Consider the following 22,934-nt stretch of genomic DNA (forward strand, 5'->3'; position numbering starts at 1 on the left):
TTATCGTCTGCCTTTACGATTAGATTTGTTCTGTGTCCAAAGACGTCTTTTGTATTCACGGTAGCCACCAATAAGTGGAATTCCTCTCCAAGTATATGTCACTTTATTTGATGTATGGGATATTGTTTGTTGCTGTTTTTGTTGTTCTATTTTATCTTGTTCGCTATAGTCATTTATAAATTCTTGAACTCGTAATGCCCATTCTCCATTAGTGGTAGTATTTATAAAAGCCGTTCGTGATATTTCTACAACTCTTGCATATCTTCCGATTTGTGGAAATAAACAGTAAAGAGTATTTCGTAAACCTTCGGGGTCGTCCATTTTACCATCTCCTCTAAAATCAAAGAGAACTGGCACAGAACTTTCAAGCCAAGCGGTTGGGAAACACCAATCTATAAGGTCAACTTGAAATATTTTAGGATTGTCTGTGTCATAAAAAATTGTATTTTCAAAACAGTTCTTTTTACCTTTAAGAAAACGAGGATAATCTCTTTTTAGGCGTGTACCGTCAACGACCCAAACCATATTTTTATAAAACTGTTCTCGTGAGGTTCGTTCTTGTGGTTCAATATGTGAATGTTGGAACTCTATAACAAGATTGTGAGAAGTGCGGACATCTGCAATATGTTTTTCAGATGTTCTTTCATTGAACAAGGGTATTTCCTGCCACTCGGCTGGGTAATTATTTTTCCAAGCACGATGCCATTCTGTTTCCGGTTCCCACCAATTATCACACTCTGTTTTGTTTTTATGTGCCCAATGCCAAATTTTTCGTGTGCCACATTTCGCAATAACTGGCTTCGCACAACAAGAACATAATCCTTTAAGTTGTGGTTGGGCTTCTACACGATTATTATTTATTAGTGCAAAGTGCATATACTATATTTCCTCACTTTTCAATGTTTACCTTAAAAGCATTAAAATGTCTTTCTGGATAAAAATAAACCGCTACCCGTCTATTAGGGTTAATGTAAATATAACCTCTTTTTGTACTACGAGAACCCTGTGGAGCTGACCATGTATCACCATTTCTTCTCCAACCCAAATCTTGCATTAACATAGCATAATAATATTCTCCATCATTATCAATTTCGTTGTCATAAAATACAGAAAACATAGAACCATCGGACAACTTTCCTTCAAAAATTGTAGAACCATTTTTTACTACTTTAGAAGGTGGTAATTCGTATTCTAACCATTTATTTGTAGTTGCAGTCGAATATACTGCACAACCAACAAAACACGCACTACAAAAAAATGCAACAATAATAGAACAATAATATTTTTTCATTTTCAAATCATTTTATGTTGTTTCGGATGGATTTTTTATTCAGTAGCACTGTCTGTCCTACTGCTTGCCACTAACGTGTTATTTACGCAATTAAATCCAACATTCGTAAATGCTGCATTTATAACTTGCGTAAATCAATTTTCTGTTTCCTTTGAATTAAATATGTATGTGCTTGTTTATGAGTGTCTAATGATGCGTATTTTAAATAATATAATAATCAGTTTACGAAGGTTTGCTCTATTCACGAAGTTTGCTTCGGTGTGAATGAAAAGTCATGTATACAACTGGTATCACATAAACTATCAGTCTGTTGTCTTGAATAGAATTATGGAATGCAAGTTTAGTTAATATTTTGATATCTTTTTCTCTTCCAACCCATCTTTTTCGAAATTGACGTTAAATAATCCTAAAGTGCCTTCGGAAATATAAGTAAATTGCGAGAATGCAGTAAAATAGTAGAAAAAGCAGGATCGAAACGGTCAGAGCAGGTCCTTTTGTTTAGGATGAGGGCACATTGTTTGGGATGGGAATAAAAGTTTGCCGGAATGACAAATAGAGGGAGTAACATCGTTTTTATGTAGGAAGACAATTGGAATAAAAATGGGAGGATAAGTTGATTTATTGGTTTTTAATGGATGATTATCGTGATAAAATTGTGTAACTTCGCGTGATAATGGTAAAAAAAGACAAAACCAGATGAAGATTCTTACCTCGGAGCAGATCAGGAGAATTGATGCCGAAACAATTAAACGGGAGGGAATTCCGTCACTCGAGCTGATGAAGCGGGCAGCGACGGCCTTCTATAATTGGTTTACAGAAAAGTATCCAAACAAGCGGCTTTCCCTGTCTGTCTTTGCGGGTGTGGGCAACAACGGGGGAGACGGACTGATGATTGCCCGCCTCCTGCACAAGTCGGGTTACAACGTAAAGGCCTTCATCGTGGAGTACAGTCAGCACTATACCGAAGATACGGCCCATAACCTGCGCCGCCTCAAAGCGGACAATGTGTTCCACAAAAAGATACTGGTTGAAAAGGAGATCCCCGATCTGTCGCAGTTTGATCTGGTGATCGACGGGATCTTCGGAACGGGTCTCTCGCGTGAGGTGAGCGGGGTGGCGGCAGCCGTGATTCAGCGTATCAACGAAAGCGGGAAGCCAATCATCTGTATCGATGTGCCGAGCGGCCTTTTCCTCGACCGACGTACTCCGTTTGCGGTACATGCGACCGAAACCATTACGTTCCAGATACCGAAGCTGGCGCTTTACCTTCCCGAGAATCAAGCCTACACGGGCAACGTGACGATTGTGCCCATCGGATTGGACAAGGAGGCCATCGGGGAAGCGGAAAGTGATGTCAGCCTTACCGAAAAGGAAAGGATAAAAGCCCTCCTGAAGCCGCTTCCCAAATTTGCGCACAAAGGAACGGAAGGACATGCACTGATTATCGGCGGGAGCCTGGGAAAGACGGGATCGGTCTGCCTGGCGGCAAAGGCTGCCCTGAAAACTGGGTGCGGACTGGTTACGGCCTGCCTGCCCAAATGCGGAGTGACGGTCATCCAATCGAACTTCCCGGAGGCGATGGCGATTGCCGATGGTGGGGAAACGCACCTGACCTCCATCCTGTACGACCTGCATCCGGATGCAATAGGCATTGGGGTGGGGATGGGACAGCACGAAGAGACACAACTGGCGCTGCACGGCTTCCTGAAGAGAAACAACGCGCCACTGGTGATCGATGCGGATGGACTGAATATCCTGGCACAACACCGGGAATGGCTCTCCCTGCTGCCGGCTAAAACTATCCTGACACCTCATCCGAAGGAGCTTTCAAGACTGATCGGGGAGTGGAGCGACGACTATGAAAAGATTCAGAAAGCAAGGCTATTCGCACGTGAGTACGATCTCATCGTGGTGGTGAAAGGGGCCTACTCGCTGATCATGGATCGGGAGCACCTCTACCTGAATAGCACGGGTACCCCTGCATTGGCAACAGCCGGCAGTGGCGATGTGCTGACGGGCATGATCACCTCACTCCTGGCACAAGGTTATGCCCCCCTGCAGGCCGCCAGGATGGGGGTCTGCCTGCATGGCCTGACTGCGGAGATTGCAGTGCAACATATCCATCCCCGCGCATTCATCGCAACCGATATCATTGAGAATATTGGAAATGCCTATCGGAATCTGGAAAAAAACAATTGATTCTTTTTGCGTTTTACAAATAAATTGTCTATTTTTGCACCTCATTTTGCCAATAGGCTGAAGAAGTAGTCGCAGGGAGTGGCTCGCCTCAGGCACGTAACGTCTAGTTATTAATTATATGTACGTCATCGTAGATATTCAGGGTCAGCAATTTAAAGTAGAGCAGGACCAGAAATTATTTGTCCACAGAATCAACGCCGAACAGGGCGCGGAGGTGGAATTCGACAAGGTAATGCTCGTGGATAACGACGGAGCAGTCACCGTGGGTGCGCCCGTGATTGAAGGAGCAAAAGTGGTGGTGGAAGTCCTTTCGCATGTGAAAGGAGACAAGGTCCTTATCTTCAAAAAGAAGAGAAGGAAAGGTTACAGAAAATTGAACGGTCACCGTCAGCAGTTTTCTGAAGTGAGGGTAAAGGAAATCGTGGCTTAATCAGTTTAAAATAGAAGAAAATGGCACATAAAAAAGGAGTAGGTAGTTCGAAAAACGGCCGTGAATCGGAAAGTAAACGATTGGGCGTAAAAATATTCGGCGGTGAGGCTACAAAGGCCGGCAACATTCTCGTGCGTCAGCGCGGAACCGTACACCATCCGGGAGAAAATGTAGGTATCGGCAAGGATCATACGCTGTTTGCACTTGTCGATGGCGTAGTGGTATTTCGCAAGAGAAGGGACAACCGCTCTTACGTATCCGTTCAACCTCAGGCACAGGCAGAAGCGTAAGGACAACTGTCTTTTGTTCCGGTCAAAGGGACTGAACCATAAAATATTATTAGTGAAGGACAACCTGCTTGTAGCGAGTGGGTTGTTTTTTTTAGTATGCAGCTGTCATTGTCTCAAAAGGAATTTATTCGTACCTACGGGCAGATGGATGTGCGTGAACTGGCACTTCGCTTTTCGCGGGATGACATGGCTTTGCTGCTGTCACAGATCGCAGGGCGACAGATGGCGCGACTGAAGATCCCTTCGTGGTATGAGCGGGAGGATATCTTCTATCCGGCGCATCTCTCGCTGGAGCAGGCTTCGTCGGAGCTGACTGCACGCTACAAGGCTTCATTGGTTCCCGAGATCATGGAGACATCCTCTCCGGGAGGATGCGAACGCTTTGCTGACCTGACCGGCGGCATGGGGATCGATTTTGCCTTTATGTCTCCTGATTTTCGGGAAGCGGATTACGTGGAGCAGAACGAGGAGCTGTGCGGCATTGCGGAGCACAATTTCGGGGTGCTGCAATTGCATCATGTCCGGGTTCATTGCACCGGTGCGGCGCAGTTCCTGCAGAAAGCGGATCCGTACGACCTGATCTATCTTGACCCGGCAAGAAGGGATCGGGCAGGCAGGAAGGTGGTACGGATTGAAGATTGCACGCCGGACCTGACGGAGATGAACAGGTTGCTGCTGGAGAAGGCGGGGCACGTGATGGTCAAGTATTCTCCCATACTCGACATCGCACTTGCCGTAAAGACACTGGGCCACGTAAGCGAGGTACAGGTAGTGTCGGTGGACAATGAATGCAAGGAGTTGCTTTTTCTGCTCTCGAAAACGGCGGGAGAGGCACCGCAGTATGTCGCCGTGAACCTGAAGCGGTCGGGCGGGGAGGAGCGGTTTTCGTTTACCATGGCGCAGGAGCAGCAGACGGAGATCTCCTTCGCGGATGCTCCGGGGCATTATCTCTACGAACCCAACGCGTCGATCCTGAAAGCGGGCGCATTCAAAGGGGTGGCCCAATCCTACAATCTTCAAAAACTACACATCAACAGCCACTTGTATACTTCGAACGAGCGGGTGACCGGTTTTCCGGGACGGGCATTTGAAGTGGTCTCCTTCTTCGTGCCGAACAGGCAACACAGCAAAACCTTCACCCGGGAAACGAAAAAAGCGAACATCGCTGTCCGCAATTTTCCGATGACGGTAGCCGAGATCCGCCGCAGGACGGGTCTGGCTGAGGGGGGCGATACCTACCTCTTCGCCACCACACTCTCCGATGAACGAAAAGTGTGGATCATCTGTCGCAAAGTTTCTGATATTGCATTATGTTAAATACAATATTATAGAATATTTGTACTTTTCAGAATACAAAAAGTAGTTTTGCTTCCAGGTTTGTGTGCGGCTATTTATGTCTTTCGACCAATATCGCTTCGATGTCTTCCAGCTTCAGCTTTTTTGTCTTTAACAGGATCAGGAAATGATATAGCAGGTCGGCTGCCTCATTCTTGAACAGGTCGAGGTTGTCGTCCTTCGCTTCAATCACCAGCTCCACGGCCTCTTCCCCCACCTTCTGGGCTACTTTGTTCACCCCGCGACTGAATAGTTTGGCGGTATAGGATCCTTCGGGATTTTCGCTGATGCGCTGCTCGATCACTCCCTCCAGCTCGTAGAGGAACCCCCGGGCGGTCTCCTCCCCGAAACAGGAGGTACTGCCGGTGTGGCAGGTGGGGCCCTGTGGCACGGCCTTGATCAACAGCGTGTCGTTGTCGCAGTCGACCTGTATCTCTTCTACCGTGAGAAAATTACCCGACGTCTCGCCCTTGGTCCAGAGTCGTTGCTTGCTCCGACTGAAGAAGGTTACTTTGCCTTCTGCCCGGGTCTTTTCCAGTGCCTCCCGGTTCATGTAACCCAGCATGAGTACCTGTAGCGTGCGGGCGTGCTGGATCACGACCGGCACCAGTCCTTCATTTTTTGTAAAATCGATGTTCACTTTGTTTGTTTTTGGTTGATGATCTATCTCTTTATCCCGTGGACTATCGCACGGGAATATCTTGTGCTTTTAAAAATTGTTTGAGCGCCGGCACGGGGATCTCGCCAAAATGGAAGACGGTGGCTCCGAGTGCCGCACTGGCTTTGGTCTGCTGGAACACCTCGGCAAAATGCTGCATGCTGCCTGCGCCACCCGATGCGATCACCGGGATGTTGACAGCTTCGCTCACACTGCGTGTGATGTCGATGGCAAAGCCGTTTTTGGTGCCGTCGTTGTTCATGGAGGTGAGCAGGATCTCCCCGGCACCCCTTCGCTCGCCCTCCAGGGCCCAGTCGACCGTGTGGAGCGTGGTGGCGGTGCGGCCGCCATGGACGTATACCATCCACTCGCCATTCTCCTCCAGCTTGGTGTCGATGGCCAGGACCACGCACTGGCTGCCAAACTGCCCGGCTATTTCGGTGATCAGCTTGGGATTTTCTACAGCGGAGGTGTTCAGGCTCACCTTGTCGGCGCCCGCCTTGATGATGGCCTGCGCATCTTCGAGGGTGCGTATGCCGCCACCCACCGTAAAGGGGATGTTAATGGCTTCGGCTACTTTTTTTACGAGCTCCGTGAGCGTTTTCCTGTGCTCTACCGTGGCGGTGATATCCAGGAATACCAGTTCGTCGGCACCCTCCAGCACATACCGCCTGGCGAGTTCTACGGCGTCGCCCGCATCACGGAGTCCGACGAAGTTCACTCCTTTCACGGTGCGTCCGTCTTTGATGTCGAGGCAGGGAATAATTCTTTTTTTTAGCATAGGTTCTTAGCGTTCGGCTGTCGGCATTCGGCGTTCAGCTCTTTTTGTGAAAACTTTGTATATACAGCGTCCAGGAATTCATATGTATGCTCGTTTGTTTGAATTGATTTTTTGAAACCTTAGCTTGTTTCCGGGGTGCCCGTTCGAGGAAACAGGCGTAATCTGATAAGCTGTTAGAGCGAAGCGAGTTCTTATCAGGTAGCCTGTAAAGCGGTAACGGGCCGGCAAACAAGATGCAGGTGAAGAAAAATAATTCAAACAATATACCTATAAGAACTCCTGTAAATCGCTTAATTTGATTCTTCCTTCATAGATGGCTTTGCCGATGATGGCTCCTTCACAACCAAGCTGCTGCAGCGCGTGCAGGTCGTCGACGGAAGTGATGCCGCCGCTGGCAATCAGATGGAGGTCGGTTTGCTCCAGGATCTCCCTGTAGAGATCGAGGGAGGGGCCCTCCAGCATGCCATCCTTCGATATGTCGGTGCAGATGGTGTAGCGGACGCCTTTGCCGGCATAATCGGCGATGAAGTCTACCACATCCGTTTCCGACTGTTGTTGCCATCCCTGTGTGGCGATACGGCGGTGGTGGCTGTCTGCGCCGAGAACGATCTTCTCCGCACCATACGCCTGCAGCCACTGCAGGAACAGGTCGGGTTGCTGCAAGGCGACGCTGCCGCCGGTAATCTGCCGGGCGCCGTTCTCGAAGGCGATCCGCACCGCTTCGTCCGATTTGATGCCTCCGCCAAAGTCGACCTGCAACGTGGTCTGCGTGGTGATGGCCTGCAGGACACGGTGGTTGACGATGTGTTGCGACTTGGCCCCGTCGAGGTCCACCAGATGCAGGTAGCGGATGCCGTGGGCTTCAAATTCCTTTGCTACCTCCAGCGGGTTCTCGTTGTATATTTTTTTTGTGCTGTAATCGCCCTTGGTGAGGCGGACGCACTTGCCTCCGATGATGTCGATGGCCGGAATGATTCTCATATGACAGGTTGTTATGGATTGACTGGGATTGAAGTGGACAGTTATTGGCACTTTGCCGGCAACTGGCGGTTCATAATCTCAGGAAATTTGCCAATATTCGTTCTCCCACGCTGCCCGATTTTTCGGGGTGAAACTGCGTGGCATAAAAATTATCCTTCCGCATGGCGGCACTGAACGGCAGGATGTAATCGCATTGGGCAATGGTATGCCTACAAAGTTCCGCGTAGTAGCCGTGCACAAAGTAGACCGTATCTTCCTTTGCAAAGTCCCGGAAGAGGGGCGTATGCACCTTCTCCAGGTTGTTCCATCCCATGTGCGGGACGATGTCGAGGGCGGGAAACTTTTTCACCGCTGCATCAAAGATGTCCATGCAGGGGGTGTCGCCTTCTTCCGAATGGCGGCACATCAGCTGCAGCCCCAGGCAGATTCCCAGCACTGGCTGAAGTAACGATTTAATTACCTCGTCCAATTCTCTATCTTTTAGGTATTTAATGGCTGACTTCGCCTCGCCTACGCCCGGAAATATCACCTTGTCGGCGCAGAGGATCTCGTCGATCTCGTCGGTCACCCTGCAGGGGAGGCCGAGCCGCTTGACGGCATGCTCGACCGAGGTGATGTTGCCTGCATTGTATTTGATAATTGCAATCATAATTGATGTGTTGATTTGATAATGTGATGATTTGCTAATCTGCTAATCTGCCAATCTGCCAATCTGCTAATCATCTAATCTGCTAATCATCTAATCTGCTAATCTGCCAATCTGCTAATCATCTAATCTGCTAATCATCTAATCTGCTAATCTGCCAATCTGCTAATCTGCCAATCTGCCAATCTGCTAATCATCTATAGTACCCCCTTCGTACTGGGTATTCCACCCTCTTCACCCCGTTCTACCGCCATGCGGATAGCCCGGGCGAAAGCTTTGAAGATGGCCTCGATCTTGTGGTGTTCGTTGTCGCCCTCCGCTTTGATATTGAGGTTACAGCGGGCATTGTCGCTGAATGATTTGAAGAAGTGCATGCACATCTCCGTGGGCATGTCGCCGATATACTCCCGTTTGAATGCTACATCCCAGACAAGCCAGGGACGGCCGCCGAAGTCGATGGCTGCCTGCGCCAGGCAGTCGTCCATCGGCAGCAGGAAGCCGTATCGGGTGATTCCCTTCTTTTTACCGAGGGCCTCCAGAAAAGTCTCTCCCAGGGCAATGCCCACATCTTCGATGGTATGATGCTCATCGATATGGAGGTCGCCCTTGGCCTGCACGGTCAGGTCGATATTCCCATGGCGCGAAATCTGTTCTAGCATGTGGTCGAAGAAGCCCACGCCGGTGGCGATGTCGCTCTTTCCTTTGCCGTCGAGATTGATCTCCACGAAAATATCGGTTTCAGAGGTCTGGCGGTGTACCCTGGCTGTGCGCGGTGCGGCTTTCAGGAAGCGGTATATCTCGCCCCAGTCAGTTGTACTCAGTGTGGCTTCCGGATGTGAATTATTACTTAAGAATATAGATTTACAATTCATATTTTCAGCCAGTTGTAAATCAGTTATTCGATCTCCGATCACATAGGAATTCGCCAGGTCATACCCTCCCTTCAGGTAATGGGTGAGCATGGCAGTACCCGGTTTACGGGTCGGCAGGTTATCCTTCGGGAAGGAGCGGTCGATCAGGATCTCACTGAAATGAACACCTTCATTTTCGAAGGTACGGATGATCTTGTTCTGTGCCGGCCAAAAGGTATCTTCGGGAAATGAATCCGTTCCCAGTCCGTCCTGGTTGGTGACCATCACCAGCTCATACTCCAGCTCGGAGGCAATGCGGGAAAGATAGCGGAAGACACCGGGGTAATATTCCAGCTTCTCCAGGCTGTCGATCTGTTCATCTTCCGGCTCCATGATCAGCGTGCCGTCGCGGTCGATAAAAAGTACTTTCTTCATGTATCGTTTCTTGTGGGTATCAATCTGTTAAGAAGCAGATTAATTCTTGTTCATAAATTTTCGTTTCCGTTTCCATAGTCCCTGAGCGCCTGCAGCAGGATCTTGTTTTCTTCCGCCGTGCCCACCGTAATGCGGATGCAGTTGCGGACGACGCTGTGGCGGTTGCGGACGATCACTTTCTGTGATACCAGGTAGTGGTAGATGGCATCGGCATCGGTCACCTCCACCAGCAGGAAGTTGGCGTCGGAGGGATAGATACGTTTCACCACTGGCAGCTGCTGCAGCTCTTTTTCCAGTAATGCCCGTTCCTGAAGGATCGTCATTACCCTGTAGGCATGTTTCTCCGGCTTGGAGAGAGCTTTGAGTGCTTCCTCCTGATTAAACCGACTCACATTGTAGGGAGGTTTGGTTTTGTCCATCAGGGCGATAATTTCCGTACTGGCATAGGCTACCCCCACGCGGGCACTGGCCAGGGCCCATGCCTTGCTGAAGGTCTGCATCACGATGAGGTTGGGGTATTGCGGCAGGAGGGCCGTAAAGCTTCTTTCGGCACAGAAGTCGATGTAGGCTTCGTCCACCACCACGATACCCTGAAACTCCTCCAGCAGCCGCTCCACGTTTTGCAGGCGGTTTCCGGACGGGTTGTTAGGTGAACAGACAAACAGGCATTTGGCCGGATGGGCGAGGATTGCATCGATATTCATCTCGAATGCTTCGGTGAGCGGCACCCTGATCACCTCCACGTTGTGGATGTGGGCCGACACCTCGTACATGCCGTAGGTGGGCGGGCAGATGATCACACGGTCTTTTGCAGGCTCGCAGAAGACGCGGTAGACCAGGTCGATCACCTCATCACTGCCATTGCCGATAAAGATATGCTCTACGGGGATATGGTTCCGCTCCGAAAGAGCCTTTTTCAGCGCCCGCTGGTGCGGGTCGGGGTAGCGGTTCTTCCTGCCAAAGGGGTTCTCATTGGCATCAAGAAAGATGCCCTCGTCTCCCGAAAATTCGTCTCTCGCGCTGGAGTAGGGTTTCAACGCCCAGATGTTGGGGCGCACCCACGATTGCAAATCAAAGTTCTTCATTCGGTTGTGCTGCTTCGGTATCTGTTTCCGGATTGATTGTATCTCTATTGTTCTGAATTGCCGTAGTGTGGTCTTCCGCGAGGAGGTCGCCGGCACCGGAGTCCAGGTGTCTGGCTGTGGCGGCTCCCAGTCGTAGGGTGACCGCATTTTTGTGGGCATCGAGCTGCTCGGTCGCGGCCATGATCTCGACGGCGTTACCGATGTGGCGGATGCCCTCCTCGCTTAGTTGCTGGAAGGTGATCTTCTTCACGAAGCTGTCGAGTGAAACGCCACTGTAGGCTTTGGCATAGCCGCTTGTGGGCAGTGTGTGGTTGGTACCGCTGGCATAGTCGCCTGCGCTCTCGCAGCTCCAGTTACCCAGGAAGACGGAGCCGGCATTCACCACGTCCCGGCTCAACAGCACCGGATTTTCTGTTGCCAGGATCAGGTGCTCGGGTGCATAGAAGTTGCTGAACGCCACGCAGCTGTCCAGATCGCGGAAAAGGATGGCCTTGCTGTTCTTCAGTGCCTTTGAGGCCACCTCCTGCCTTGGCAGGTTGGGAAGCTGCAGGTCGATCTCCCTGTTCACCTGCCTGACTACCTGCTTGTTGTCGGAGAGCAGGATTACCTGGCTGTCCGGGCCGTGTTCGGCCTGCGAGAGCAGGTCGGCTGCCACGAACGCCGGGTTGCAGGTATGATCGGCAATCACCAGTACCTCACTCGGACCGGCAGGCATGTCGATGGCTATCCCGTAGAACTGTGCCGACCGTTTGGCAGCCATCACATACTGGTTGCCGGGACCGAAGATCTTGTCCACCTTTGGAATGCTCTCCGTGCCGAAGGTCATGGCGCCGATGGCCTGTATGCCGCCGGCCGCAAATACACGGGAGACACCGGTCATTTTGGCGGCATAGAGAATGGCGGGATGAATCTCTCCCTTCTCATCGGGGGGAGTGCAGAGCACCACTTCGCTGCAGCCGGCTATCTTCGCGGGGATGGCAAGCATCAGCACCGTGGAAAAGAGGGGGGCCGTGCCGCCGGGGACGTAGATGCCGACCCGTTCAATGGGGCGGGCTTCACGCCAGCAGACCACACCGGGTGCCGTTTCTACCTTGCGTATCTCCTCCTGCTGGGAGCGATGGAAGGCCTCGATGTTTTTCGCCGCCAGCGCCATGGCCTGCTTCAACCGTTCGGATACCTGCGCGGCAGCCTGGTCGATGATTTCCGGGGCGACCGCCAGCATCTCCTGGTCGGCAAAGTCGAACTTGCGGCTGTAGGCCAGCACGGCCTTGTCTCCCTTGCGGTGGATATCGTAGAACATCTTTTCGACCGTGTCCATCAGCTTGCGCTGTTTGATCATCGGGCGCTCAGCCAGCTTCTTCCACTTGGATTCAGAGGGGTTGGATGTTGTTTTCATAATTTTAATTTCAGCAGTGAGGAATCAGGATTCAGCTTCTTTTGTAAAAAATTTATACATTCAGCCGTTTGCAGGATTCGCATTCAGCGTTCAGTTTTTATCTGTAAATGAATTTGTTTTTTGAAACCTCATCTTATTACCGGAGACCCATTCGTTGCAACAGGCGTAATCTGATAAGTTGTTTGAATATTTGCGATAAGCTACATGAGCAGAAGACAAGCTTGCTTGGATTATGCCATGGCGAGCAAATATCTACGTAAGTGAACGAAGCGAGTTCTTATCAGATAGCCTGTAAAACGACAATGGGTCGGCAATTAAGATGTAGTGAAAAAACAATTCATTACTTGTGATCATAAAATCATTTTTTCAATGGGAACAACCAGGATACCTTCGGCACCGTGACGCTTCAGCTCATCGATGATCTCCCAGAAGTCGTCGTCGCTGATCACAGAGTGCACGCTGCTCCAGCCTTCGTCGGCGAGCGGCAGGATGCTGGGTGAACGCATGCCCGGCAACAGCTTTACAATGTCGGGAATCACCTCATTACGGACATTCAGCAATACATATTTTTTACCCTGTCCGTTTTTGTAGGCCTTTATCCGGAATAACAACCGGTCGAGGAGTTCGGTTTTTGCCGGAGAAAGCTTTTTGTTACCAATAAGCACAGCCTCGCTCCTGATGATGGCTTCGGCCTCCTTGAGCCCGTTCATCAGCAGGGTGCTGCCAGTGCTCACGATATCGAAGATGGCATCGGCCAGTCCGATGCCGGTGGCGATCTCCACACTGCCGCCCAGCTCTTCGATCTTCACTTCGATGCCCTTCACCTGAAAATATTTGCGGAGAATTTTCGGATAGCTGGTGGCAATGCGTTTGCCGTTAAAGTAATCGAGCCCTGTATACTCCTCATCTTTTGGAATGGCAAGTGAGAGGCGGCAGTTACCAAAGCCCAGTTTCTCTATCACATCGACCTCCTTGTCCTTCTCCCATACTTCATTTTCGCCCAGGATGCCGATGTCGGCCACGCCCTGCTCCACATACTGCGGGATGTCGTCATCCCGAAGGAAAAGGATTTCCATGGGGAAGTTGCGCGCTTCTGTCCTCAGCTTCCTGTTTCCGTTGGAAACCTTGATGCCGCATTCGGTCAGCAGTTCGAGCGACTTCTCACTCAACCGGCCGCTCTTTTGGATTGCAATTTTAATATTCTCCATTACTTGTTTTGTTTTGTCGGAATTTACCAGGCCGTTTTAACAAAAAACCCGCCTGAGCTTATTCAGACGGGTGTATATATAGACTTTCGTGTTCGCACATATCGGTCTCAACTCGCCTGATTGCAAGTATGAAAATGATGATGATGGAACTTGTTTACTTTCATTTTGTAGTTTTAATGTCACAAAGGTAATAGAATTATTTGAAACAACGCGAAAAAAAACAATGAATTTGTAAGGAGAAAGAGTCCGGCTTTTTTTCTTTTTTCGAAGGTTTGATTCTCAAGGTAAAAACATGTAATTTTGCGACATCACTGCAGCGCAAATCGGGTGTAGGTGTAACAGCATAATAATAAGATGACAGTGCAAGAGAGAATTCAGAAATATGAGGTCCTGGCGACAGACAGCCGGCGAAATATCGACAGGTTGAAAAAAAGAATCTACTTTCACGGCATCTTCAGGCTGGCACTTTTTGCGGGGAGCTTCTTTGTGGTGTATGCCCTCACACGGGATCTCTGGTTGCTCGCTGTCGTACTGCTGCTTCTGGCTGTTGCTTTTGCATGGTCGCTGCAACAACATAACAGGCTGGCGGATGAGAGAGAGTCGGCGGAATCGCTGCTCCGGATTGCCGAGAATGAATTAAAAGCTTTTCATCATGATTTTTCGGCTTTCGACGGTGCTTCGGGAAATATTGATCCTTCACACCCCTTCAGCTTTGATCTGGATATTTTTGGCGACCGGTCTGTCTTTCAGCAGATCAACAGAACTTCATTGCCTGCGGGAAAGGAAAGACTGGCCGAAATTATTCAATTTCCACTCACAAAAAAAGAGGCGATCATTGACCGGCAGAAAGCGATCGCAGAATTGGCAGGGAAAGAAGGTTTCTGCCTCCGTTTCCGGATGTCGGGTCTGAAGATATCCTCCCCAAACGGGAGCGATGCCCGTTTTATCTTTACAACGAATGCTGAAAACGGACTGTCTCAACATCTCTTTTGGAAATCGGCTGTCAGGATTGTTCCCTTGCTTTATCCTGTTTTTATCGTCCTGTGGTTTGCCGGAATAGCTCCCGGCGGCCTGTTTCTATATCTTTATCTCTTCACGCTTGCCTTGTCGCTTCTGCCGATGAAAAAAGTGAAGATGACCTGGCTTTTATTTGATAAAAAGTCGAAATTATTAAATACCTATGCCTCCCTGTTAAAGCTTCTGGAACATGAAAAGATGGATACCCCCTTGTTGATTTCCCTGCAAAAACAACTCGGGCACAACAAAAAGGCATCGGAAGCGATTGGAGAATTATCGCGGTACAGCCGCAATCTCGACGTGGGTTTCACTCTTGCCATGCTAATCCTAAATCCGCTATTTCTCTGGACCACCCTATATGCGCTAAAAATTGAAAACTGGATGAAAAAGCACGGCCGGGATATTGAAACATGGTTCGCTGTGCTGGCGGAGATGGATGCACTCATCTCACTGGGGACCTTTGCCTGCAATCGCCCCGATTACATTTATCCGGAGATCTCAGACATTCCCTGTTTCCGGGGTAAAGAACTGGGACATCCGCTCATCCCACGCGAAAAATGTGTGACGAATGATATCGATATCTCCCGGAAACCGTTTTTCATGATTGTGACGGGAGCCAACATGGCGGGTAAGAGTACCTACCTGAGGACGGTCGGAGTAAATCATGTGTTGGCTTCGGTGGGCTTACCCGTCTGCGCGGATGAGCTGACGTTTTATCCGGGTAGATTACTGACCAACCTGCGTACTTCCGATTCTCTGGTAAACAGTGAGTCTTATTTCATGGCTGAACTGAAGCGGCTCAGGATGATTATCGACCGGCTCGAATCGGGCGAGGAAGGCCTACTGATCATTTTGGATGAGATACTGAAAGGTACCAATTCCGAAGACAAGCAACGGGGTTCACTGGCACTGATGAAACGACTGACCGGACTTGGAGGAAACGGTATCATTGCCACGCACGACCTGGCACTGGGAAGCCTGGAAAATGAGTTTCCACGGGAGATTAAGAACTGGCATTTTGATGCCGTTATCTGTGAAGATGTACTTACTTTCAACTACAAGTTGCGTGAAGGCATCGCGAGAAATATGAATGCCAGTTTCCTTATGAGAAAGATGGGTATCACGGAATAACAGGCATCCTAAAAAACATCAAAAACTGCGGAATTGCAGTGCTGAATATCACTGTATGGCGAATTTTTATGTAGATTTGCACCCGATGAAAGAAAAGCTGTTAATTACTCTTTTTGCATGGATGATAGGTCTGACGGCGGCATTCTCCCAGGCACGCATCATCATGCCCGATTCGTCGCATATTACCACAAGCCCCGATTCACTGGATTTGCTGCCCCGGCAGACATCGCCACTCGATCATCTGATTCATGATCACGGTGCAGAAGCGGACTCACTACAAAAGCTGGCGCAGATGACATTATGGAAGATCGATGTACGTACCGGTAACCGCATCATGGCCGGGTCGGATACCCTGCTGCACAATTACCAGCACACCACACTCCCCGATGGCCAGTCGGTGGCCATGGGCTTCCTTGCACCCACAGGATCACCGTCGCTATCGAAGATTTTTTCCGATCGGGAGGAGACAGAAACATTTGTTTTTAACAATGCGTATGGCCCTTATCTGAAAGATCCCGGAAAGGTATTGTTTGTCAATACCCGCGTGCCTTATTCACGGCTCAATTATTTCCGTGCGGGACCCAAGCAGACCCGGGAGGAAAGGCTCGAGGGACGGCTCACCTCTAACTTTGGGAAAAAACTGAATATGGGAATGGATATCGATCTGATCAACGCACGCGGCTTCTATGCTTCCCAATCGGTGAAACACAACAATTTTTCACTCTTCGGCAACTATATATCCGACCGGTTTGAGGCACATGCTTTTATGAACCTGGGTTCACTGACCAACTTTGAGAATGGCGGCATCACCGACGAACTCTTCATCACCAATCCTGACGCCATTGAGCAGAGCTTTACCTCGGGAGACATTCCCGTAAAATTTACAAATACCTGGAACTCGCTGAAGAACAATCGTTATTTTTTATCGGGACGGTACAATCTGGGTTACAAGGAGGTTACAGGTGATTCGCTGCAGGGAGACGGACATTTCGTACCGGTGGCAAGCATCGGCTTTTCGTCGCAATATACACAGCAACATCGCCGCTTTTTGTCGTACGATACAGCTTATGTGAATGTAGACGGGGTACAGATGCAGCGTATCGACCAGTTCTATGACAACCGTTACTACGAGGTTGCGGTGGACGACAGCATACGCTATACCTCTTTCAAGAACAATGTTTCCCTGAGTCTGCGTGAAGGTTTCAGGGAGTGGGTAAAGTTTGGGCTGACTGCCTTCCTGGAGTACGATCTGCGTAACTATTCAATGCGTGACAGTGTGGGCGCCGGTTACAGACAACACCGGGAGAGTGCCGTCACTGTGGGTGGCGTACTCAATAAGCAGCAGGGTGACAACCTGTTGTTTAACTTACAGGCCGATCTGGGTTTGCTGGGTGTCAACCTGGGTGAATTCAGGGCCATGGGCGATGTGGAGACCGGTTTCAATATTGCGGGCCGCCGTACCACTCTCTCGGCAGAGGCTTATATCAAAAATCTGCGGCCAAAGTATTTGCAGGAACATTACTATTCCAAGTATTTTATGTGGAATCACGATTTTGGGGACATCCGCAGGGTATATGTGGGCGGCAGGCTGCATGTCCCGTTCACGAATACCACCCTGAGTGCAGGTGTGGAAAATCTGCAGAACTTTATCTATTTCGACCGGGATAAAAATATACAACAGGAGAGTAACAGTATTCAGGTGCTGACTGCACGCGTGGAACAGAATCTCCGGCTTGGCGTGTTCAACTGGGACAATGAGGTGGTTTACCAGACCTCAAGCGACGAGGCGGTGATTCCTGTACCTACCCTCAGCCTTTATTCCAATATGTACCTGAAAACGAAGATCGTGAATGAGCTTACGCTACAGCTGGGTGTCGACGCCCATTACCATACCCGGTATTTTGCACCGGGATATGAACCCGCGTTGCTGCAATTCTACAACCAGCAGGAAAAGGAAATTGGCAACTATCCGATCTCTACCGTCTATGCTAACATGCACCTGAAGCAGACCCGTTTTTTTGTGATGTTTTACAATGTGGCGACGAAGTTCATCAAGCCACTGGAGTATTTTTCACTGCCGGGCTATCCCGTGAACCCCTTTGTTTTCAAAATGGGCCTTTCAGTAAATCTGCATAATTAATTTCAGTGAAACTCAATAAACGTATCTATCTCTATTTTCTTTTGCTGGTCGTAGCCATAGCCGCCATGATCGTGTTGCGCAATGTGCTTGGTGGCCCGGGGAAGCTGCCTGTTGTACCAAGGGATTATAAGGAGATTATGGCCTCGGGGGAGTTGAATGTGGTGACCGACTATAATTCCATTGGTTATTACGTCTCGGGTGATTCAACACGCGGTTTTCAGCTCGAGATGATGGAGGCACTTGAAAAAGAATGGGGTATAAAAGTGAATCTTTTTCTGGAGAACAGCCTGGATGATAACCTGAAAGGACTGCTGTATCATCGCTACGATCTGGTGGCCCGGAATATTCCGGTGAATACGCAGTTGAAAGATGATTTTTCCTTTACCGATCCACTTGTACTGAACAAACAGGTGCTGGTACAGCGAAAGGCGTTTTATAACGACAGTATACAGCCGGTCCGCCAACAACTGCAATTGGCAAAGAGCACCATTCATGTAGCAAAAGACTCACCCGCTATTCTCAGGTTGAAGAACCTTTCTCACGAAATAGGAGACACCATATTCATCAAAGAGGATCCGGTGTATGAAGTGGAACAGCTGGTGATGATGGTGGCTGCAGGCGACATAGATTTTACAGTGTGCGACGAGAGAGTGGCCCGGCATTTGTCAATGACTCTTCCCGAGATCGATGTAGAAACGGATATCAGTTTTACGCAGCTGGAATCATGGGCAGTACGTCGTAACTCGCCAGTATTGCTGGACAGCCTGAATAGTTGGCTCGAACGGTTTATGAGTACCCAGACATTTAAATCCATATACGACAGATATCTATAAAACAGGCGGCCGGTTCAATTTTATGAACCGGCCGCTAGCTTTCAAACTGCCATCAGATTACCCTTTCATACAGGGTATTTTACTTATTTCGCGGAGCATTCATATGCTGCCTGGCCCGACGGTTTGCATTCCTCATTTTTTGCTGATTCTCGTCGCGCATTTTTTTCATTTGTTCCATCTTTTCCTTTCCGATAATACTTTCCAGTTCGGCATTGTTTTCTGCGATTACCTGGTCACGTACTTTCGCCATCTCCTCTCTTTTACCCTGGTATTTAGCCATCAGTTCTTTGTGTTTTGCATCCTGTTTTTCAAAGAGTGCCTCTACCTTTGCCTTTTGTTCATCAGTCAGGTCGAGTTGTTTGGCCATGTTTGCAGCACGCTCTTTGGCGTTCCATCTCATCTCCGCTTGTGCACGTTGTCCCTGTTTCCCTGTCTTCTGTTGAGCCATCACTGAGAAACTCATTGTGAAAATGGCTACCAGTACCATCAATGCTACTTTTTTCATCTTGTAATAATTTAATTGAGTGAATAAAAAGATATTTATGAATAAGACGCGTAAAAGTAGGAAAATGTTTAATACGATCACTATGCTTTAACACTCTTTTTGGTCGCGTAATGTCCATATATTCAGTGGTATATAGATCGTTTTGGGCTGTTTGTCCGGAAAACGACCCGCTTCATCGACAAAAACGGCTCTTTCGTCTATATCCGGCTCTTTTTTATCTTTTTAACCTTGATTGACCTATCAGCTCCTGTCTTAAAATGAAGTTTCAGGAAATGTATTATCTTTTTCTCCGGATTATATGGTTTTCACATGGTTTTATTACATGGATGTCAGAAGCTTTCCTCCCGCGGGTACTTTTCCTCCACCTTGCTGAAGAGATAAGAGGCCAAAGTGCCGGCCATAAACAACACTGCACAAAAGAGAAGGGCGCCGCCAAAGCTTAATCCGGCTATGGAAAGCTGTTCTCCCGTAAAAGCAGGGAGGACTACCGTGGGGAAGATTGCCAGCGAGGAGCCGATCACCATGCCCAGAATAAAGTGGTACATTCCGGAGTAATACCGCTTAAAAAGATAGGATGCTACTTTTGCGAAAAGAAGTACACACAATATAAATCCGATGATCAGCGGGATGATTACCCCAAAGTCAAAATCCTTGATCCCGATGGCCATCTTGTCATACAGTCCGAAATAGATAAGAAAGTTGGAGGGGCTCATGCCCGGCACGATTAGTCCCAGTCCCATAAGCAATCCTGAACCAAGCCATACGAGGATGTTGGGCGTAACTTCCGTCAGTTGCTTTCCACCAATAACCATTAGCAAAAAGATGGTGAGGGTGGAAGCAATGAGAATCCATATGTCGGAGGCTTTTCTGCCATCTTTTCCCGCTGTTTTATAAAGTGAGGGAAAGGTACCTGCCACAAAGCCAATGAAGAGACAGACAAATTGTGCCGCATATTTGCCGAAAGCTTTCTCCACCACCACGGCAAACAACACAATACCGATGCCCGCACCTATGGCTACAGGAAGAAAATAGAGAATGTTCTTTATGAACTTTTGCCGGATGTTTGCAAGGAAACGGATAAGCGGGTCATAGATGCCAAATATCACAGCCAGCACACCTCCGGAGAGACCTGGAAGAATAAATCCTATGCCTACAAGCATTCCCTTTACAAGGCGTATAAACCAGTCGGCCACCGGTCCGATCACACTCTTGTTTGCTGTTTCTATGTTTCTTTGTTCGCTCATTATGGTTTTTTATTTTTCTAGGGGCAAAGATACAGTTTTTCGGAATACGGTCACTTTGTATCCGTTCAATTCCACCAATATGTCAGTTTCAATACCAGTGCCCTATTACGTACTTCATGCGTATTGGCAAAATAATTGTCGGTATACACGATAAACAGATCCGACACAGGCTTATAGCGCCATTGAAAGCGGATGTTCATGTTGGTGTTGTTACGCTGTTCATTGTACTGCATGAAAGTGGTAAGAAACAATTTGTCGGTGAAAGTGATGTCCAGTTTGGGTCCGACAAGCCAGAACCTGTGATGTGTAAAAGGCTGTGGCAGACGAAGGCTGGTATAGGTTACGTTCATGGAGAAATTCAGGTAGGGTTGAAACCTGTACACCATTTTTGTATCAATCATGTCGAAATTCCCATTAAAAAAACCACCTTTGGCAAAGGTCACTATTCCGTTGAATGGCTTTCGGTTATTTGAGGTGAAGGTGGTATACACATCGGAATAATTGTATTTATTTCCAGCCGGCAGAAAAGTGCTGCTCACATGCGTAGGATCGAAGTCCTGCACCAGCCTGATATAATAATTGCGCAGGCCGGCTGCGAATACTGAGCGGTCACTGAATTCCACTTTGTATCCTGCATCCAGCTCATGGTCCAACTTTTCTAAGGCATGTGTGGTATAGTGCCTGAATTTGACATATGGACCGTGTATGGTTATCCTTTTACGGGGAATAAAAAAATAGGCCAGCTCGGGGTTTAATGAGATATAGTTGCTGCGACGTACATAGCCTGTTTCTGCCAGATAGTTTTCACCAACGGCTGCCTGATCCAGGCTGACAAGAATATTGCCTTTGCTGTATCTGACAGAAGTGCCCTGTGCATATTGTCTATCGGGGTTACCGGGTTGAAAAGACCGGTGGTAGAATGCCTTGCCAATCCATTCGTTATTTTTGCTTGCCAGATTAAAATCCAATGCGGCAACCCGGTTATAGCGAGAGATCCCGTCGGTTTTGTTTATATATTCCTTATTTACAAGCATAAAACTGATATTGGATCGGGCTAGAACCTTCTTTTGGAGGGATAACACCGTATAGTTTCTAACAGCATGTTCCGTAGTTTTCTCGGTGGTCATGTTGATAAATCCGAGCCGGAAGGTATTGTTTATTTTTCCACTTAAACGTGCCCCACCCAGCACCGGCGCATCCAATCCTATACGTCTGGAAAAAAAGGGAGTGAGTTTCTCATTCCCGTAATTGGCAAATAAATCGCTGTTTTCGAGAAAAAATTGTCTTTTTTCGGGGTAAAACAGTTCAAACCGGTCGATGTTCATCACCTGCTGATCGACTTCCACCTGAGCGAAATCGGGATTGTATGTCAGGTCCAGATTCATGGCCGTAGATACTCCTATCTTGGCATCCATTCCAAAATCTCTTCGGTAGCCGGCTTTTTCACCTGCTTCAAAATTTCTGTGATATCCTCCATAAAGATAAGGAATGAGAGAGAAGTTCATTTTTGGTCTTGGCAACGGCTCTTCAAAATGCAACACGCCGGTGTATGCCAGCGATGAGTGCGGAAACTGACGGGGGACGGGAGCCCAGGCTGATTTTTCGTTTGCCTTCAGATCCAGTCGTCCGAAATTTGCATACCATGTCTGGCTGTTCGCCGGATAACGGATAGATTTAAATGGTATTTTCATTTCCGTAATCCATTTGTCGGGGTAATTCTTCAGTTTGAGTTCTACCTTGCTGTCCCATTCGCTGTTTTTTGTCTCGCCGGATCTGATTCCGTCGGAGATGGCTCCGGAAGCAGAAAATTCAAAAGTGTACCCGTTTGTCTGATCGCGAAAGGTATCGAATATGGAAAGGAAATTATCGTTGTTATTGAAGACGTAATCTCTACGGAACGATTCAAATATTCGTTTGCCGGGGATTGTATCGTGGAAAATAACGGCTACGTACAGGGCCTTATCGTCGTACGCCAGCATCACTTCAGATTTTTGTTCCGGAAATCCGGTATCTACAGGCTGAACGAGGTGGAAGTTGTCTGCCTTGTCTGCGGTCTGCCAGTCGGGTTCATCAAGTATACCGTCGAGGGTGATGGAACCTTTCATCTTTTTTGCGGTATACACAAAATGCTTATTGTGGATATTGATGCCGATGGTATCGCGGAGTTCCTGTGAATTTTGCGCAGTCACCGAACTTGCACAAAAACAGGTTATAAGCAGGAAGATGGTCTGATACTTCAATTGATTTCCGAATTATATTAGATAAAACAAGTCTGGCATGTTCATAAAATTGGGTAGATACAGCTATAAATGAGGTCCATCAATGTTTTATGGGTCACAAAACATTGTCAGTCCGGAATTTAGCTGTGTGCAAACCATGTGAAACTTAAATTAGATAAAACAATGCGAGCTGAAAGAGTTGCAAATATAGGCAATATTGTGATTTTTTAAGCATAAGCAAAAAATTCATTCGTTTATT

Annotated in this window: 20 protein-coding genes; 7 read left to right on the plus strand and 13 right to left on the minus strand. The window is 48.3% G+C overall.

Annotated features, from left to right (window positions below):
• Together AC1HCU_RS02965 and AC1HCU_RS02970 are read right to left on the minus strand one after the other, a co-directional pair.
• A complete protein-coding gene (locus AC1HCU_RS02965) occupies positions 1-876 on the minus strand; it encodes a competence protein CoiA (RefSeq protein WP_480368864.1) in 876 nt (291 codons plus the stop codon).
• 13 nt (positions 877-889) lie between these two features.
• Positions 890-1,291 carry a hypothetical protein gene (locus tag AC1HCU_RS02970; RefSeq protein ID WP_480368867.1) on the minus strand — a complete coding sequence of 134 codons (402 nt, stop codon included), beginning with the start codon at positions 1,289-1,291 and terminating at the stop codon, positions 890-892.
• A 696-nt stretch (positions 1,292-1,987) separates the two neighbouring features.
• Between AC1HCU_RS02970 and AC1HCU_RS02975 the strand changes: the two genes are divergently transcribed.
• From AC1HCU_RS02975 to AC1HCU_RS02990, 4 genes are all read left to right on the plus strand, one after another.
• Positions 1,988-3,490, plus strand: a complete 1,503-nt coding sequence (locus tag AC1HCU_RS02975) for an NAD(P)H-hydrate dehydratase (protein WP_480368869.1) — start codon at positions 1,988-1,990, stop codon at positions 3,488-3,490.
• Positions 3,491-3,608: 118 nt separating this feature from the next.
• The gene (gene rplU, locus AC1HCU_RS02980) at positions 3,609-3,920 is read left to right on the plus strand and encodes a 50S ribosomal protein L21 (RefSeq protein ID WP_480368872.1); all 312 of its coding nucleotides are present in this window, start codon (positions 3,609-3,611) and stop codon (positions 3,918-3,920) included.
• Between the two features lie 20 nt (positions 3,921-3,940).
• The gene (rpmA, locus tag AC1HCU_RS02985) at positions 3,941-4,210 is read left to right on the plus strand and encodes a 50S ribosomal protein L27 (protein WP_480368875.1); all 270 of its coding nucleotides are present in this window, start codon (positions 3,941-3,943) and stop codon (positions 4,208-4,210) included.
• A gap of 96 nt (positions 4,211-4,306) precedes the next feature.
• Entirely contained in the window at positions 4,307-5,527 is a 1,221-nt protein-coding gene (locus AC1HCU_RS02990) for a THUMP-like domain-containing protein (protein ID WP_480368877.1), read from the plus strand.
• 70 nt (positions 5,528-5,597) lie between these two features.
• Here AC1HCU_RS02990 and hisIE read toward each other — a convergent pair whose 3' ends face one another.
• From hisIE to hisG, 8 genes are all read right to left on the minus strand, one after another.
• Entirely contained in the window at positions 5,598-6,185 is a 588-nt protein-coding gene (gene hisIE / locus AC1HCU_RS02995; RefSeq protein ID WP_480368880.1) for a bifunctional phosphoribosyl-AMP cyclohydrolase/phosphoribosyl-ATP diphosphatase HisIE, read from the minus strand.
• A gap of 43 nt (positions 6,186-6,228) precedes the next feature.
• The gene (hisF, locus tag AC1HCU_RS03000; protein ID WP_480368883.1) at positions 6,229-6,984 is read right to left on the minus strand and encodes an imidazole glycerol phosphate synthase subunit HisF; all 756 of its coding nucleotides are present in this window, start codon (positions 6,982-6,984) and stop codon (positions 6,229-6,231) included.
• 267 nt (positions 6,985-7,251) lie between these two features.
• A complete protein-coding gene (gene hisA, locus AC1HCU_RS03005) occupies positions 7,252-7,965 on the minus strand; it encodes a 1-(5-phosphoribosyl)-5-[(5-phosphoribosylamino)methylideneamino]imidazole-4-carboxamide isomerase (RefSeq protein ID WP_480368887.1) in 714 nt (237 codons plus the stop codon).
• Positions 7,966-8,035: 70 nt separating this feature from the next.
• Positions 8,036-8,617: an imidazole glycerol phosphate synthase subunit HisH gene (gene hisH, locus AC1HCU_RS03010; RefSeq protein ID WP_480371033.1), complete on the minus strand. Its 582-nt coding sequence runs from the start codon at positions 8,615-8,617 to the stop codon at positions 8,036-8,038.
• A 191-nt stretch (positions 8,618-8,808) separates the two neighbouring features.
• Entirely contained in the window at positions 8,809-9,897 is a 1,089-nt protein-coding gene (gene hisB, locus AC1HCU_RS03015; RefSeq protein ID WP_480368889.1) for a bifunctional histidinol-phosphatase/imidazoleglycerol-phosphate dehydratase HisB, read from the minus strand.
• Between the two features lie 50 nt (positions 9,898-9,947).
• Complete coding sequence (gene hisC / locus AC1HCU_RS03020; protein WP_480368891.1) at positions 9,948-10,982, minus strand: histidinol-phosphate transaminase; 1,035 nt, start codon at positions 10,980-10,982, stop codon at positions 9,948-9,950.
• Positions 10,969-12,378 carry a histidinol dehydrogenase gene (gene hisD / locus AC1HCU_RS03025; RefSeq protein ID WP_480368893.1) on the minus strand — a complete coding sequence of 470 codons (1,410 nt, stop codon included), beginning with the start codon at positions 12,376-12,378 and terminating at the stop codon, positions 10,969-10,971. The genes hisC and hisD overlap by 14 nt, the downstream gene beginning before the upstream one ends.
• 350 nt (positions 12,379-12,728) lie before the next feature.
• Positions 12,729-13,586: an ATP phosphoribosyltransferase gene (gene hisG, locus AC1HCU_RS03030; RefSeq protein ID WP_480368896.1), complete on the minus strand. Its 858-nt coding sequence runs from the start codon at positions 13,584-13,586 to the stop codon at positions 12,729-12,731.
• Positions 13,587-13,946: 360 nt separating this feature from the next.
• Between hisG and AC1HCU_RS03035 the strand changes: the two genes are divergently transcribed.
• Genes AC1HCU_RS03035 through AC1HCU_RS03045 form a run of 3 tightly spaced genes read left to right on the plus strand, consistent with a single transcriptional unit; the run spans position 13,947 to position 18,707 of the window.
• Positions 13,947-15,734: a MutS-related protein gene (locus tag AC1HCU_RS03035; protein ID WP_480368898.1), complete on the plus strand. Its 1,788-nt coding sequence runs from the start codon at positions 13,947-13,949 to the stop codon at positions 15,732-15,734.
• A gap of 55 nt (positions 15,735-15,789) precedes the next feature.
• Complete coding sequence (locus AC1HCU_RS03040) at positions 15,790-17,874, plus strand: putative porin (RefSeq protein WP_480368901.1); 2,085 nt, start codon at positions 15,790-15,792, stop codon at positions 17,872-17,874.
• Positions 17,875-17,879: 5 nt separating this feature from the next.
• On the plus strand, positions 17,880-18,707 hold the full coding sequence (locus AC1HCU_RS03045) for a transporter substrate-binding domain-containing protein (RefSeq protein WP_480368903.1): 828 nt from the start codon (positions 17,880-17,882) through the stop codon (positions 18,705-18,707).
• Between the two features lie 79 nt (positions 18,708-18,786).
• Here AC1HCU_RS03045 and AC1HCU_RS03050 read toward each other — a convergent pair whose 3' ends face one another.
• From AC1HCU_RS03050 to AC1HCU_RS03060, 3 genes are all read right to left on the minus strand, one after another.
• The gene (locus AC1HCU_RS03050) at positions 18,787-19,212 is read right to left on the minus strand and encodes a hypothetical protein (RefSeq protein WP_480368906.1); all 426 of its coding nucleotides are present in this window, start codon (positions 19,210-19,212) and stop codon (positions 18,787-18,789) included.
• Positions 19,213-19,541: 329 nt separating this feature from the next.
• Positions 19,542-20,456, minus strand: coding sequence for a DUF368 domain-containing protein (locus AC1HCU_RS03055; RefSeq protein WP_480368908.1), 915 nt, complete (start codon positions 20,454-20,456; stop codon positions 19,542-19,544).
• Positions 20,457-20,521: 65 nt separating this feature from the next.
• Positions 20,522-22,696 carry a DUF5916 domain-containing protein gene (locus tag AC1HCU_RS03060; protein WP_480368911.1) on the minus strand — a complete coding sequence of 725 codons (2,175 nt, stop codon included), beginning with the start codon at positions 22,694-22,696 and terminating at the stop codon, positions 20,522-20,524.
• Positions 22,697-22,934: the final 238 nt, after the last annotated feature.

Source organism: Proteiniphilum sp. LBM24028, assembly GCF_056629195.1.

Bases quoted from the DNA above. Each gene is read 5' to 3' on its own strand.
- AC1HCU_RS02975 (WP_480368869.1), top strand. From the start codon at position 1,988: ATGAAGATTCTTACCTCGGAGCAGATCAGGAGAATTGATGCCGAAACA.
- hisD (WP_480368893.1), bottom strand. From the start codon at position 12,378: ATGAAAACAACATCCAACCCCTCTGAATCCAAGTGGAAGAAGCTGGCT.
- hisA (WP_480368887.1), bottom strand. From the start codon at position 7,965: ATGAGAATCATTCCGGCCATCGACATCATCGGAGGCAAGTGCGTCCGC.
- hisB (WP_480368889.1), bottom strand. From the start codon at position 9,897: ATGAAGAAAGTACTTTTTATCGACCGCGACGGCACGCTGATCATGGAG.
- AC1HCU_RS02970 (WP_480368867.1), bottom strand. From the start codon at position 1,291: ATGAAAAAATATTATTGTTCTATTATTGTTGCATTTTTTTGTAGTGCG.
- AC1HCU_RS03050 (WP_480368906.1), bottom strand. From the start codon at position 19,212: ATGAAAAAAGTAGCATTGATGGTACTGGTAGCCATTTTCACAATGAGT.
- rplU (WP_480368872.1), top strand. From the start codon at position 3,609: ATGTACGTCATCGTAGATATTCAGGGTCAGCAATTTAAAGTAGAGCAG.
- hisG (WP_480368896.1), bottom strand. From the start codon at position 13,586: ATGGAGAATATTAAAATTGCAATCCAAAAGAGCGGCCGGTTGAGTGAG.
- rpmA (WP_480368875.1), top strand. From the start codon at position 3,941: ATGGCACATAAAAAAGGAGTAGGTAGTTCGAAAAACGGCCGTGAATCG.
- hisF (WP_480368883.1), bottom strand. From the start codon at position 6,984: ATGCTAAAAAAAAGAATTATTCCCTGCCTCGACATCAAAGACGGACGC.
- AC1HCU_RS03055 (WP_480368908.1), bottom strand. From the start codon at position 20,456: ATGAGCGAACAAAGAAACATAGAAACAGCAAACAAGAGTGTGATCGGA.
- AC1HCU_RS02965 (WP_480368864.1), bottom strand. From the start codon at position 876: ATGCACTTTGCACTAATAAATAATAATCGTGTAGAAGCCCAACCACAA.
- hisC (WP_480368891.1), bottom strand. From the start codon at position 10,982: ATGAAGAACTTTGATTTGCAATCGTGGGTGCGCCCCAACATCTGGGCG.
- AC1HCU_RS03040 (WP_480368901.1), top strand. From the start codon at position 15,790: ATGGCGAATTTTTATGTAGATTTGCACCCGATGAAAGAAAAGCTGTTA.
- AC1HCU_RS02990 (WP_480368877.1), top strand. From the start codon at position 4,307: ATGCAGCTGTCATTGTCTCAAAAGGAATTTATTCGTACCTACGGGCAG.